Source organism: Parasegetibacter sp. NRK P23 (genome assembly GCF_023721715.1).
Lineage (GTDB): Bacteria > Bacteroidota > Bacteroidia > Chitinophagales > Chitinophagaceae > Parasegetibacter.
Genome location: NZ_JAMDLG010000001.1, coordinates 3,830,772 through 3,844,587, shown reverse-complemented (window position 1 = coordinate 3,844,587; position 13,816 = coordinate 3,830,772). Strand labels below are relative to the sequence as shown.

The 13,816-nt window shown below is 47.7% G+C and carries 11 protein-coding genes; 5 read left to right on the top strand and 6 right to left on the bottom strand.

Annotation, left to right across the window (positions count from 1 at the left end; translation table 11 throughout):
* The first annotated feature begins 131 nt into the window (after nucleotides 1-131).
* A complete protein-coding gene (gene feoB / locus M4J38_RS15600) occupies nucleotides 132-2,252 on the top strand; it encodes a ferrous iron transport protein B (RefSeq protein WP_251760709.1) in 2,121 nt (706 codons plus the stop codon).
* On the opposite strand, the gene M4J38_RS15595 is transcribed toward feoB, so the two are convergent.
* Nucleotides 2,253-3,380, bottom strand: a complete 1,128-nt coding sequence (locus M4J38_RS15595; protein WP_251760708.1) for a hypothetical protein — start codon at nucleotides 3,378-3,380, stop codon at nucleotides 2,253-2,255.
* 70 nt (nucleotides 3,381-3,450) lie between these two features.
* Nucleotides 3,451-4,461: a quinolinate synthase NadA gene (nadA, locus tag M4J38_RS15590; protein ID WP_251760707.1), complete on the bottom strand. Its 1,011-nt coding sequence runs from the start codon at nucleotides 4,459-4,461 to the stop codon at nucleotides 3,451-3,453.
* A gap of 505 nt (nucleotides 4,462-4,966) precedes the next feature.
* On the opposite strand from nadA, the gene M4J38_RS15585 reads away from it, so the two are divergent.
* Entirely contained in the window at nucleotides 4,967-7,069 is a 2,103-nt protein-coding gene (locus M4J38_RS15585; protein WP_251760706.1) for a SurA N-terminal domain-containing protein, read from the top strand.
* Nucleotides 7,070-7,533: 464 nt separating this feature from the next.
* On the opposite strand, the gene M4J38_RS15580 is transcribed toward M4J38_RS15585, so the two are convergent.
* Nucleotides 7,534-8,526 carry an aldo/keto reductase gene (locus M4J38_RS15580; protein ID WP_251760705.1) on the bottom strand — a complete coding sequence of 331 codons (993 nt, stop codon included), beginning with the start codon at nucleotides 8,524-8,526 and terminating at the stop codon, nucleotides 7,534-7,536.
* An 89-nt stretch (nucleotides 8,527-8,615) separates the two neighbouring features.
* On the opposite strand from M4J38_RS15580, the gene M4J38_RS15575 reads away from it, so the two are divergent.
* The 3 genes from M4J38_RS15575 (at nucleotide 8,616) to M4J38_RS15565 (ending at nucleotide 11,121) form a co-directional block, all read left to right on the top strand.
* Entirely contained in the window at nucleotides 8,616-9,068 is a 453-nt protein-coding gene (locus M4J38_RS15575) for a methylglyoxal synthase (protein WP_251760704.1), read from the top strand.
* Nucleotides 9,069-9,121: 53 nt separating this feature from the next.
* Complete coding sequence (locus M4J38_RS15570) at nucleotides 9,122-10,528, top strand: serine hydrolase (protein WP_251760703.1); 1,407 nt, start codon at nucleotides 9,122-9,124, stop codon at nucleotides 10,526-10,528.
* A 71-nt stretch (nucleotides 10,529-10,599) separates the two neighbouring features.
* Nucleotides 10,600-11,121, top strand: a complete 522-nt coding sequence (locus M4J38_RS15565) for a DUF2480 family protein (protein ID WP_251760702.1) — start codon at nucleotides 10,600-10,602, stop codon at nucleotides 11,119-11,121.
* On the opposite strand, the gene corA is transcribed toward M4J38_RS15565, so the two are convergent.
* The 3 genes from corA to M4J38_RS15550 are packed head-to-tail and all read right to left on the bottom strand — an operon-like array spanning nucleotide 11,118 to nucleotide 13,803.
* Complete coding sequence (gene corA, locus M4J38_RS15560; protein ID WP_251760701.1) at nucleotides 11,118-12,212, bottom strand: magnesium/cobalt transporter CorA; 1,095 nt, start codon at nucleotides 12,210-12,212, stop codon at nucleotides 11,118-11,120. The two genes, M4J38_RS15565 and corA, sit on opposite strands and share 4 nt — an antisense overlap.
* 29 nt (nucleotides 12,213-12,241) lie before the next feature.
* Nucleotides 12,242-12,967, bottom strand: coding sequence for a 3-deoxy-manno-octulosonate cytidylyltransferase (gene kdsB / locus M4J38_RS15555; protein ID WP_251760700.1), 726 nt, complete (start codon nucleotides 12,965-12,967; stop codon nucleotides 12,242-12,244).
* Nucleotides 12,968-12,984: 17 nt separating this feature from the next.
* Nucleotides 12,985-13,803, bottom strand: a complete 819-nt coding sequence (locus M4J38_RS15550; RefSeq protein WP_251760699.1) for a sterol desaturase family protein — start codon at nucleotides 13,801-13,803, stop codon at nucleotides 12,985-12,987.
* Nucleotides 13,804-13,816 lie beyond the last annotated feature (13 nt).

The window sequence follows — 13,816 nt, the reverse complement described above, 5'->3', positions numbered from 1 at the left end:
TGTTTTGAAAAGTACTGCAAAAATCGCCCGACCCTGCAAAGGTAGCTGAATGTAATAAACCCGTAAAACTCCCGAATTCGTAAACAGTAACCCGGAAATAGCCAGTACCTTTGCGGCTTTACAGCTTTATTTTGGGAAAGAACACAGTAAACATAGCATTGGTGGGCAACCCGAACAGCGGAAAAACTTCGCTTTTCAACACGCTCACCGGGATGAATCAGAAGGTTGGGAACTTCCCCGGCGTTACCGTAGATAAGAAAACAGGTTCCTGCAAGATCGCGGACAACCTCGATTCCACTATCATCGACCTGCCCGGAACCTACAGTTTATACCCACGCCGCGAAGACGAATGGGTGGCCTACCGTGTATTGATGGACCAGGACGCGCAAATCAAGCCCGAAATGCTGATCCTGGTAGCTGATGCCAGTAACCTCAAAAGAAATCTTCTTTTCTGTTCCCAGATCATTGACCTCAAAATTCCTGTGGTGATCGCGCTCACCATGATGGATATCGCCCGGAAAAAAGGCATCTCCATTGATGTGCCCGCCCTGGAAAGGGAACTGGGCGTTCCCGTTATTGCTGTGAATCCACGCAAAAACAAGGGGATTCCCCAACTGAAAAAAGCGGTGGAACAAACGGTTCAGCACCTGTATAAAACACCGTTGCGCGATTTTATAGAAAACAGGCAACTCGCGGAAAACGCCATTGGTACCGTGCAGGAAATATTCCCGGAAGCCAGCGACTACAAAGCGATTCATTACCTGATCAACCACGAATCTTTTGACCTGAAAAGAGATATACAGGAAAGAATTGAACAAGCCGAAAAAGACAACCAGTTCAATCCCACCAAAACGCAGGCGGAAGAAATCATGCAACGGTACACCCGCATCAGGGGTATCATGCACCAAAGTGTTTCCCAGCCCGATCCCATTCAAAAAAACCTGTTCACCGAAAAACTGGACAGTGTTTTACTGCACCGGCGCTGGGGTTATGTTATTCTTTTGGCTGTGTTGTTTTTACTTTTCCAAAGTGTTTTCTGGATCGCCTCCTACCCTATGGATTGGATTGAAACCGGCTTCGCCTGGTTAACGGAAACAACAGCTGCGGTACTTCCCGAAGGATGGTTCTCCGATCTGATCGTGAACGGATTGATCGCAGGACTCGGCGGCATCGTAATATTCGTTCCGCAGATCATGATACTTTTCGGATTGATCACTTTGCTCGAAGATACCGGATACATGGCCCGTATCAGTTTTATGACCGACCGGCTCATGCGCCAGGTGGGCATGAACGGAAAAAGTGTGATGCCCATGATCAGCGCATTTGCCTGTGCGGTTCCCGCCATCATGAGCACAAGGAACATTGAAAATAAAAAAGAACGCCTGCTGACAATACTGGTAACACCGCTGATGAGTTGTTCCGCGAGGTTACCTATCTACGTAATCATGATCGCCCTTATTATACCGGATACAAAAGTGCTGGGCATCTTCAGTTTACAAGGACTGGTAATGATGGCACTTTACCTGATGGGATTAGTAATGAGTTTGATTGTAGCCTGGGTTTTCAAATGGTTCATCAAGATCAAAGAGAAAAGTTTCTTTATCCTGGAACTCCCTGTTTACCGCTCTCCCAGATGGAACACCATCTTTCTTACCATGTTCCAGAAAGCGAAAATATTCGTGGTGGACGCGGGTAAAGTAATTATGGTAATCAGTCTTATCCTTTGGGTGCTGAGTTCCTACGGACCGTCCGGTAAAATGGAAGTTGTGCAGGCAAAGTACGAACAACTGGAACAACAACCCGGTGTGGACGTAGAAGGCCTTGAAAAACAAAAATCAGGTGAACTCCTGGCCAATTCTTACGCCGGTATTCTTGGCAAATCAATAGAACCAGCCATTGAACCACTGGGTTACGATTGGAAGATTGGCATCGCGCTGATCACTTCTTTTGCGGCACGGGAAGTATTTGTAGGAACCATGGCCACCTTATACAGTGTAGGCGATGAAGACGAGAATAGTCCTTTACTCCGAGATAAAATGCGACAAGCTACTTTTGAAGACGGCAGCAAAGTATACACCTTCGCAACCGGTATGTCGTTACTCGTATTTTATGTACTTGCCATGCAATGTATGAGTACACTCGCCGTGGTAAAAAGAGAGACCAAAAGCTGGAAATGGCCCATGGTACAACTTACCTACATGACTATTCTCGCTTACGTGTTGAGTTTGATAACCTACCAGGCCCTGAGTTAATTACCACGCGGTATTGCGCTGTATAGTATTCCTTACCTGGCTGTAAATGCTGCGGTACAATTCACTCAGCAACATATAACGGTTGGGAAGTACATAGCGCCTGCTTACCAGGATTGCATCCTGTTCGGTAAGCGCCCTGCTGTCTCCGGTGAAAGTGGCGGTTTCAATAATGTAATCTGTGCTGGCGGGTATGGTGTTCCAGGAGATATTTTTTTGTGCGGCAATATCGCGGATGTTCAGTTCCAGGTCTCCCCTAGCCGTGAAAATCCTTTTGGTGATCTTTAACTTCGCGGTAACCGTAATGTCCTCATCTTTCTTAGTGGTGGGATTTTTCTGTTTGACGGTTTTTGATCGGTCCACATCGTAACTACTGATGGCCGGCGACATATTGAAGAAAAGGTTCCGCCAGCCGGATTCCACCACTATCGATGGATTTATAGTCGAATTGCGTGCATCCGTTTCCGTGAAATAACGCGCACCGTTGTTGTTACCGTAGTTGCCACCAAGATCCTGCACCAGTTGTCTTTCCAGGTTATTGTTTAAGGGAACGCCGAAGTTCCAAACAGGGAAATCATTGAAGGTCATGTCCGTAATCACCACATCCACCGTTCCTAATTCCAGTGCTTCCTGGATCTTCGCTTTCGAATCTTTGTACTCCGGAATATATTGCTGGCTCCTTCTAAACAGGTTCCAGGATTCTTTTAGTGCGGCACGGTTGCCCACACGCATCATTTCTTCTCCTTTCCTGTAATAAAATTCAGCGGCGTTTTCTTTCGTCTCGTTCAGTTCGGTAGCAAAATTCACCGGTTTTACCAATTGGGTCATGGCCAGTGAACTGTTGATGGCGAAATAAATATTCTGAAGCGAAGTATATTCCTGCACCAGTCCATCCCATTTGGTATCGTAGGTGCTGGCGTTCAGTTGTTCAATATTGTTCAGGTGCCTTTGTCTGGAATCGGCGTACAGGTAAGCAAGATCGTTTCTTGCGTTTTTATTGGCCGGATCTTTTACCAGTGCGTTAATGGCTTTAAAAAGTTCTTTGTCTTCGGTATTAGATGCTCTGAATTTGTTTCCTCCTCCGCAGGAAAAGAAAATCACGGTACATGCAAGCAGAAAAAAACGGGTCATGGATGGATTTTAAGGGGTCATTTACTGGCTGAAATTCACCACAAAATAATCCAAACCCGGAAATATTTCTCTATAACCCGAATTGTTTGCTGATCTCGAGCATCCGGTCGATCGGTTTTTTAGCCGCCAGGCGGAGTTGCTCATCCATCGTGATCTCCGGTGTTTCGTACTTCATACAGAGGTACAACTTTTCCAGGGTGTTCAGTTTCATGTGCGGACAATCATTGCAGGCGCAGGAATTGTTCGGTGGAGCAGGGATAAAAGTTTTGTGGGGCGATTCCTTCTGCATCTGGTGCAGGATGCCTGTTTCGGTGGCTACGATGTATTCCGTAGCGCTATCGGTCTGGGTATATTTCAGCAATCCGGTGGTGGAGCCGATATGATCCGCGATACGAAGGATCGGTTCTTCACATTCCGGATGCGCGATGATCTTTGCGTTGGGATGCCTTTGTTTCAGTTTGGTGATCTTCTCCAGGGAGAATATCTCGTGCACCATACAGGCGCCGTTCCAGAGCACCATATCTCTTCCTGTCTTTTTCACCAGGTAGGCCCCCAGGTTTTTATCGGGCGCGAAAATGATTTTCTGGTCCTTTGGCAGACTTTCCACGATTTTCTCCGCGTTGGAAGAGGTACAAATGATATCGCTGAGCGCTTTAATGCCCGCTGAGCAGTTGATATAAGAAATAACAAGGTGGTCAGGGTATTTCTGTTTGAAGGCCTTAAACAGCTCCGGAGGGGCCGAATCTGCGAGGGAGCATCCCGCGTTCAGATCGGGTAGCAATACCTTTTTGGAAGGATTCAGGATCTTCGCTGTTTCGGCCATAAAATGCACACCGGCGAAAACAATGATATCGGCATTGGTTTTCTCCGCCTGCTGCGCGAGGCCCAGGCTATCGCCAATGTAATCTGCCACGTCCTGGATATCCGGCTCCTGGTAATAGTGCGCAAGCAATATGGCGTTCTTTTCTTTCTTCAGCTTTTCGATCTCCGCAAACAGGTCAAGCGTTGGATCCACCTCCACATCCAGGAAACCTTTTTTCGAAACTTCGGCCACCGCTTTTTCCATGTTCAAAACTTCCATAGTATATATTATTAGTTATCTTTTTTAATTAACCCACTATTACTATTATGGCTGTGGATTCGTGGAAAGATTATTTTTAAAACATTTGGAATTGCAAAGGTACTGGGTTTATCCACTATTTTCCACATCTCATTCACATTTAGCTTTCCAGTAAAAACGTGCTTTTGAGGTGCTTATCCCCAACTGTGGACTCAAAACGGGTGCCCGGAACTTTTTTGATCATTCCTTCCATTTTTGATGTGAATGAAGCCTTGATAATTGGTGCGGTATTTTCGAAGAAGCAGAATCCGAATCAAAAACCCGGTATTTGTTCCACCTGTTTCCACGTCCGGGATCTTCGGAACCGGGGTTTATCCACAGGAAAAGGGCTTCATTCACACCCCATGTGGATATCCGGAAAGCACCGTTAAAATACGGATGCTCGCCCGGTGTTTTCCACAATTTGTGAATATTCTTTTTTATCTATATTTGCCCCTCACTCAAAAAAGTAATACATACAACGATTATGTCGATTATTCAGACTATCAGAGACCGTGCCGCAGTGATTATGATTGTGATCATTGCCGTCAGCTTGATCGCCTTCATTCTGCAGGATGCCTTTTCAGGCCGTGGAGGAATGGGAAGCCAGTCCACTACTATTGGTAAAGTAAATGGAAGAGAAGTGGATTATGTGGAATTTCAGAAAATGGTGGAAGCCCAGGAAGCGCAATACGCGCAGTCCGGTATGCCCGTTAATGAATCTACCCGCCAAACGATCCGTGAAAATGTTTGGAACCAGTTCATTGGGGAAGAACTGCTGACCGCCGAAACAAAAGAACTCGGAATGCAGGTAAGTCCTAAAGAACTGAACGATATGTTCTTCGGAGATAATCCTCCCCAGGATCTTCGCCAGCAATTCACGAATCCCGAAACCGGCCAGTTCGACGGAGAAGCGCTGAAAGCCGCCATCCGTAACCTGAAGTCTCAGAAAAATACCCCCCAGGCCAAGCAGTTCGCGGAACAATACATTCCCGCCATCGGCAAAAGCAGGCTCCAGGAAAAATATTTTTCCCTGGTTTCCTCCGCTTCTTACGTGCCTAAATGGATGATCGATAAAATGGCCAGCGATAACAGTGCTATCGCTAACATCTCCTTTGTGAATGTGCCTTATGCCACCGTTTCAGATTCTACCGTAAAAGTTTCTGATGATGACATTAATAAATATGTAAGCGCCCACAAAGAACAATACAAACAAGAGAAAACAAGAAGCATCGTATATGTTGCCTTCGATGCTGCCCCTTCTGGAAAAGATACTGCCGAAACACTCGCGCAGATCCAGCAGCTGAAAGAGGAATTCACCACCACACCAGAAACGGAACAATTTCTGAACAGGGTTGGTACCGAAAGCCCCTTCTTTGATGGGTATGTACTGAAATCCAAACTCCAGGTAGTAAACGCGGATACCATCCGCTCACTGGCTCCAGGCCAGGTTTATGGTCCTTACCTCGATGGAGGCAACTTTGTATATGCGAAAATGCTCAGCTCCCGCAGCATTCCTGATAGCGTAAAATGCCGACACATACTGATAAGCACCCAAACAGGATTGCCTGATTCCACTGCTAAAACAAGAATAGACAGCATCGCGGGTGCAATTAAGTCCGGTGCAGATTTTAAAGCCCTCGCTGAAAAATATAGTGATGATCCCGGAAGTAAGTCTAACGGCGGTGAATACGAATTTTCCTCCCTCAACTTCGCCAGCCTGGCAAAGGAATTTGCGGAAACAGTATTCTATGGCGCAGCCGGCGACAAGAAAGTGGTAAAAACACAATTTGGTTACCATTATATAGAGGTAATGAGCCAGAAAAACTTTGAGACGGCTTATAAGATCGCCTATCTCGCAAAACCCATTCTTGCCAGCAACGAAACAGAAACCACCGCCAGCAATGCGGCAACGCAGTTCGCCGGAGATGCACGTTCCCTTTCCTCTTTCAAGGATAATGTGAAAAAGCAGGCGTTGCAGGAATTCGTTGCAGCAGATATTAAAGAAAATGATTTCGCTATTCCCGGTGTTGGTTCTTCCAGGGAACTGGTGCAAAAAGTTTTCGGAGCCGATAAAGGTGATGTGCTCGAACCAGTGAATGTGGGTGATAAATACGTGGTGGCCGCGGTAACGGAAGTAAACGCTGAAGGAACCATGTCTGCCGCTAAAGCGCGTCCATTGGTGGAAATATTTGTCCGCAACGAAAAGAAAGCGGAAGAAATCCGTAAGAAACTCGGCAATGCCGCAACACTGGAAGCCATCGCAGGTGCTTCAGGCACGCAGGTATTACGCGCAGACAGCGTATCATTCGCCAGCACCTTCGTACAGGGAGCAGGGTCCGAACCCAAACTCGTTGGTATGGCCTTTAACAAAGCGAACCTCAACAAGGTATCGCCCCTCATCAACGGAACCTCTGGCGTATTCGCGGTAAAAACCGAGAGCATCGGCGCCAAAGGAAACGACGCGATGAACCCACAGCAAATGAAGGAGTCCGCACAAATGCAGATGAAACAATTCGGTGGCCGTTCCGCGCTGGAAGGACTGAGAAAATCCGCTACCATTAAAGACAACAGGTCTAAGTTCTTCTAACGAAGGATCGTATTATATTGAGTGAAAGAAAACGCCCCGTACGGGGCGTTTTTATTTTTCCCGCAATCGTGTGCTGCAAGGCAGCACACGGCGCAAAGGCACAAGGGACGCAAAGCCTTGTATGTATTGTTGCAGCTTAAGTTTTGGATTGAATATTTCTCGCAACGACGTGCTGCTTCGTGCCTCGCAGACGCAACGTTAGACGCTGATTGAGTTTTTTGCTGTGTGTTTATTAGTAATTTCAGGCCAGGACACCCTCCTTAAAAATAGGAGGAGCACTGCTTCATTCTTCACAGAAGCAGAAGACAGATTTTATTTACATTATCGCAAATCATGATGTTTATGCCACTTCTTCTACATTAAAAAGAAAACATCATCTTCTACAAATACATCAACCAGAAATTAAATAGTGCTTTAACGTTGCGTCTCCGCGTTGCGAGGCACGAAGCAATGGCGTGAAACAATCACACCACCATTACTCCTTTCACAATCCCAGATATTTGCTCCATATCTCCCCCGGAAATCTTAAACTTCAACGCACCCGCATTGTCTTTTACCTGTTGCGCGTTTCTCGCCCCCGCCAGCACACAGCCGATAGCGGGCTGGTTCATCGTCCAGTTCAGCACCAGTTGCGCAAGTGTTGCATTGTACCCTTCTGCGATGGGACGCAGTTGCGCCAGCATTGCGTTTGCACGGTCTATGTTTTCTGGCGTATAATATTTGTTGCCCTCGCGGCTGTCGCCTTCCCCGAAAACATGGTCGCGTTTGATTTTACCTGTGAGCAAACCTCTTTGCAATGGGCTGTAGGCGATGATGCTGATCTTTTCTTTCAAAGCCTGTGGAACCACTTCGGCTTCAATATCCCTGTTCAGCATACTGTATGGAACCTGGTTGGAAGCGATGCGGTAAGTAGAGAGCGCTTCAGATACTAAAGCGGCGTTATAATTACAAACGCCGCCGGCACGGATCTTTCCCTGCTGCTGAAGCATGGCCAGGGCTTCCATGGTTTCGGCGACAGGCGTGGTGGCATCGGGCCAATGGATTTGCAGGAGATCAATGTAGTCTGTGCGGAGTCTTTTCAAACTGGCTTCACATTCTTCGATGACGCGCTTTTTGGAAGAGTATTTATAAATTTTCAGGGGAGCACCTTCGTTGCTTTTCGTGTCGAAGAAATATTCTCCTTCGGCGGTTTCCCAGTTCAGCCCGAATTTGGTAAGCAATTCATATTGATCGCGCGGAACGCCTTCCAATGCTTTTCCAACCAGTTCCTCACTTCTGCCAAAACCGTATACGGGTGCAGTATCAATGGTGGTGATGCCCTTCTCAAGGGAGGCTTTGATCGCTTCAATGGCCTCTTGTTCATCCGCTCCGCCCCACATCCATCCGCCGATGGCCCAGGCGCCGTATGCAATCGGAGTAACTTGTACTGCTGATGTGCCCAATGTTCTTCTTTCCATAACTTGATATTTGTACCTGCAAATTACAGCAAACCCGCCTTTATGTTCGCCACAGAGTTCTGTATCTTTAGACTTCACAAAAAAAGAACATGCAGACGATCAGAACCCTCAACGCACGGAAACGCATCGCCCTGGTGGCACACGACAATAAAAAGAAGGACCTCATAGAATGGGCCAAATACAACAAAGCCGCCCTGGCGCGCCACGAATTGTATGCCACGGGTACCACGGGCAAAATGATGGAAGAAGAACTGGATCGCCCGGTGCGGAAACTGATGAGCGGCCCACTCGGCGGAGACCAGCAAATCGGCTCCATGATCGCCCAGGGTGAAGTGGATGTACTGATTTTCTTTTGGGATCCAATGGAACCGCAACCCCATGATCCGGACATCAAAGCTTTGTTGCGGCTGGGGGTGGTTTGGAATATACCCATGGCCTGTGACCGCGCCACGGCAGACTTTATGCTCACTTCTCCATTGATGCACCAGGAATACAATACACAGGTGCCGGATTACCAGGCGTATCTCTCCAGGAAAGTCTGACCAATCGGGAGAGCGCTGTAGAATTGATTTTCTTTCATTTCAAATGAATCGCTATGCGCAAAACACTTATCCTTATCTTTTCATTCATCGCCGTCAATTGCAAAGCGAATAAACCCGACTCCATTCCCTGGAACCACCTGGTAGAGCAGATGCAACGTTTCCACAACAGGGAAACCGCTGATTCATTCATTACCCTGCTCAGCCCGAATTTTTTAAAAGCGGTTCCCTCCGAAAAATTCAGGGAAACCCACAAGATGCTGAAAGGCCAACTGGGTGAATGGAAGAAGAGTACAAGAAGGTCGGTAGCCGGGAATAACGGAAAATATTTGGTGGAAGCAACTTCCTTGAAATTGCTCATGGACCTGTATGTAGATTCCTCCGGAAAAATTGAAGGGTACTTCTTTGCGCCTTTTAACGAAGAAAAGAAAAGCGCAAAAGTGAACGCTGCAAACCCCATGCGTACCGCAATGGATTCACTTTCGGATAAGCAGTTGCGCGAATACCTTTCCATTCCCGGTACAAAAGGGGTGAGCGCAGCATTCATTGATGGTGAACATACCAGCTTTTACAATTACAGTGACGGTAGCGAACCTATGCCCGACAGCCTTACTATTTACGAAATCGGCTCCATCACAAAAACGTTCACGGCCAATATGCTTGCTCAACTGGTGCTGGAGGGAAAGATGAAGTTGAATGATCCGATCAATAAATACCTTCCGGACTCCGTAAAACCCCAGGTTTTTAAGGATACGGCTATCACTGTCGTATCCTTAAGTAACCATAGTTCCGGATACCCGGAAGTGCCACCAACACTGGCGTTGACACCCGGTTTCAATATGCAGGATCCATTTGCGCATTTTTCGAAAGCAATGCTCATGCATTTCCTGAACCATTTTAAGCCGTACCGCAGCCCGGGTGCTAAATTTCAGTATTCCAACCTGGCGGTAGGATTGCTGGGGAACCTCATCGAAAATGTTGCCGGAGCACCGTATGAGGTTTTGTTGAAAAAGATGATCACAGGCCCCCTGAAGATGAACTATACCACCATTACCATTGATGAACAAACGAAGTCCCGGCTGGCTTCCGGGCACAACGACGCAGGCAACATCACCCAGCCCTGGAACCTGGCGGCTTTCCAGGCTGCGGGTGCCATCCGTTCCAATATGGTTGACCTCGTTAAATATACCCGGGCACAATGGGACGAAAAAGCCCCAGGCTTCGCGGCCATAAAACTTACGCACCAACAAACAGCATCCGATCCGGCCATCGGGCTGGGCTGGTTCCTCCTGAAAAAAGACGGTTCAGATGAACTGATCACCCACAATGGAAAAACAGGCGGGTTCGGTTCCTACCTTATTTTCAACCCGGCAAAAAAGAAAGCGTTCATCTTCCTGTTCAACAGCACCACCGGTTCCACCCAGGGAAAATGGATGCAACCGCTGCTTGATACCATCCGCTGACCGCAAGATTAACACGACATTGCCGCCCCAACTTTCAAAATGCCCTATATTTGTATATCGAAATAAAGAACATGAGTGAAGTATTTGTAAATAAGGTGGCCGAAAGTGGTATTCTGACCCTTGACCTGGAACAGTATCTTCCCAAAGAGGAGATCGCGGTATTCGATATCAAGGGTTATCTTTTTATGGAACTGATCCTGAAAGAGAAAGATTTCCGTGCCGCGCTCCAATCCCTAGACTGGAGTGTTTACGAGGGGAAAAATGTGGCGGTCACCTGTTCTGCCGATGCGATTATTCCTGTTTGGGCTTATATGCTGATTACAGTGTACCTTCAACCTGTTGCCAAGGAAGTATTTTTTGGTACGGAAGAAGAAATGAAAAAAGCGCTCCTGGTGCGTAATATAGCTGCATTATCTGAAGCCGAATTCGCTGATAAGCGCGTGGTGGTGAAAGGCTGCGGCGATGTGGAAATCGGTCCGTTCGCCTACCTGGAAGCTACTAAGAAATTGCGTCCTGTCGCTAAAAGTATCATGTACGGAGAGCCTTGCAGCACTGTTCCCATTTTCAAAAAGAAACCCGGCGCGGCCGTTTAAAACCAGCCTCTCTTTTTAAATATCCACAACATCCATATCGGTACCAACACCATCAGACTCATCGCGATGTAAAAACCGTTCTGATGATGGAGGTAAGGTATCCGGTCAAAATTCATCCCGAAGATACCACCGATCACAGTAGCGGGGGCCATGAGGCAGGTTACGATGGCCATTACTTTCATCACCTCGTTCATCTTCAGGTTTACATTGCTTACATAGAGGTCCTGAAGGTTGATCATTACGTCGCGGTAGTTTTCTGCGAGGTCGTTCGCCTGCACAATATGGTCGTAAATATCTTTGAAGTATTTCGTGGTGCGTTCGGCCAGTAAGTCGCTTTCGCTGCGGATAAAGCCGTGGATCAGTTCCCGAACAGGCGCGATATTTCTTTTCAGCACGATGAGTTCCTTGCGGAGCCGGTTGATGCGCGCCAGGCTTTTCGTATTACTGTTCCTGATGACCTCTTCTTCAATCGCTTCAATTTTATCGCCCAGCTTTTCCATGACCAGGAAATAATTATCCACGATCAGGTCCAGCATGGTGTAACAAACATAATCTGCGCCCGCGTTCCTGATTTTGCTGGAAGGAATTTTCAGTTTTTCACGCAACGGATCGAACACATCCCGCGAAGGATCTTCCTGGAAGGAAATCACGAAATGCTTTCCCAGTGCGATGCTGATTTGTTCCTGCTCCACCGTTCCGGCATTTTCATTGAAATATAACATGTTCAGCAGACAGAAAAGCACATCATCAATTTCATCCATTTTCGGCCGCTGACCCAGGCTGAGAATATCTTCTTCCAACAGCGGGTGCACGCGGAACTCCTGGCAAACCCTTGCTATATCTGCTTTCCGTATGCCATCAATGTTGATCCAATGCACGTGTTGGCCATTGTGCGCGAATTGTACACACTCGTTGATATCGGTAAACAGGTGTTCTTTGAATTCATGCGCGTTGAACTCGTAAACGGAAATCCGTACTTCAGGCGCATCAATACGCGTGGTGGGCTGAACTGGATTTACGTTCAGAATTTCCCTTGTGCGCCTTGTATTAAAAATGGGAAGAACAAGGTTGATATAATCGGTGTACCGCATGAGATAAAGTTAAGGAACCGCGCGTTCGGTCAGATCATTTCTCTTGCTTTTTCGAGGTCCTGTGGCGTATCTATATTGATGCCCATTTTTTCCACCACTACCATTTTGAGTTGGATACCGTGTTCCAGGTAACGGAGGCATTCGATTTTCTCGGCTTCTTCCAATGGGGTCATGGGCCAGGACGTGAACTTCATCAGGGCGCTTTTCCTGAAAGCGTACACCCCTTTATGTTGGTAATGGGTGATCGTAATATCGTTGTTGCGTGGGAAGGGAATAACACTGCGTGAAAAAAGCAGCGAGTTGTTGTGCTGATCCACCACCACTTTTACGTTGTTGGGGTTTTGTATTCTTTCGGGGTCATCCATCACTTCCATCATGGAGGCGACCTGTACCTTCTGCCCTTCGGCTCCTTTGAAGGCGTTCAGCAGGCGCGCGAGCGCGTCTTTGTTCACAAACGGCTCATCGCCCTGCACGTTCAGCACAATTTCCACGTCCATATCGGCCACGGCTTCCGCGATGCGGTCGCTGCCACTTTCGTGTTCGCGGATGCTCCGGCGTACATTTCCACCATTGGAGCTGATCTCTTCAAAAATGATATCGCTGTCGGTTACCACCCAAACCTCATCAAACAACCCGGTGGCTACCGTATTATCATAGGTATGCCGGATGATGGTTTTATCACCCAGTGTTTGCATCAGTTTGGCGGGAAATCGGGTGGCGGCATAACGCGCCGGTATCATGGCGATGGTTTTCATGCCGTAAAAATAATGAACTACTGCTTCCGGAACGGCGCTTTCATTAATCCTGAAAAGTTTTCATCTTCTTCATTCGGGTAATAACGGTCCAGACCATACCTGATTTTTGAAGGATGCAGCCGAAGAAAGGTGCCGAGCAGCCGGTCCCAGATCGCGAAAACCGCCCCATAGTTGGAGTCCGTGTATGGTTGTTGCCAATGGTGGTGCACTTTGTGCATATTGGGAGAAACGAAAATGAAGCTCAGGACGCGATCCAGTTTTTCGGGCAGCCTGATATTCGCGTGTGTGAACTGCGTGGCCAGCACAAGAAAAGTTTGGTAAATCATAACCGCGTACATAGGTGCTCCCGCTACCACAACGCCGACGAGGAAAAAAACGCCGCGAAAGATACTTTCCACCGGGTGGTGACGCAAACCTGTGGTCACGTCCACATTGTTGTCTGCGTGATGGATCACATGAAACCGCCACATCCACGGCACCTTGTGTTCGGTAATGTGAACCAGCCATCCGCCGAAAAAATCGAGGGTAAGCGCGGCGATCAGGATCGTGAGCCAGACGGGCGTTTGGAGCCAGTGCACAATACCAAAGCTTTTTGCGGAACAGAGGTCACTGAGCAAAACGATAAGAATCGCGAAACCGGTGTGCAGCACGAGGTGCATCACGGTAAAAGAGAAGTTCACGGCGGCGTGCCGCCATTTTGTTTTGCGGTATTGCAGCCGCAGCAGCGGGATCGCCCCTTCTATCAGCCACAACAGCAACATGCCGCTCACGAGGAACAACATGCGCTCCATGGGACGCTGTTCCAGTGTCTGGAAATATTCGATGAAGGTGTTCATGGCAGGAATCGTG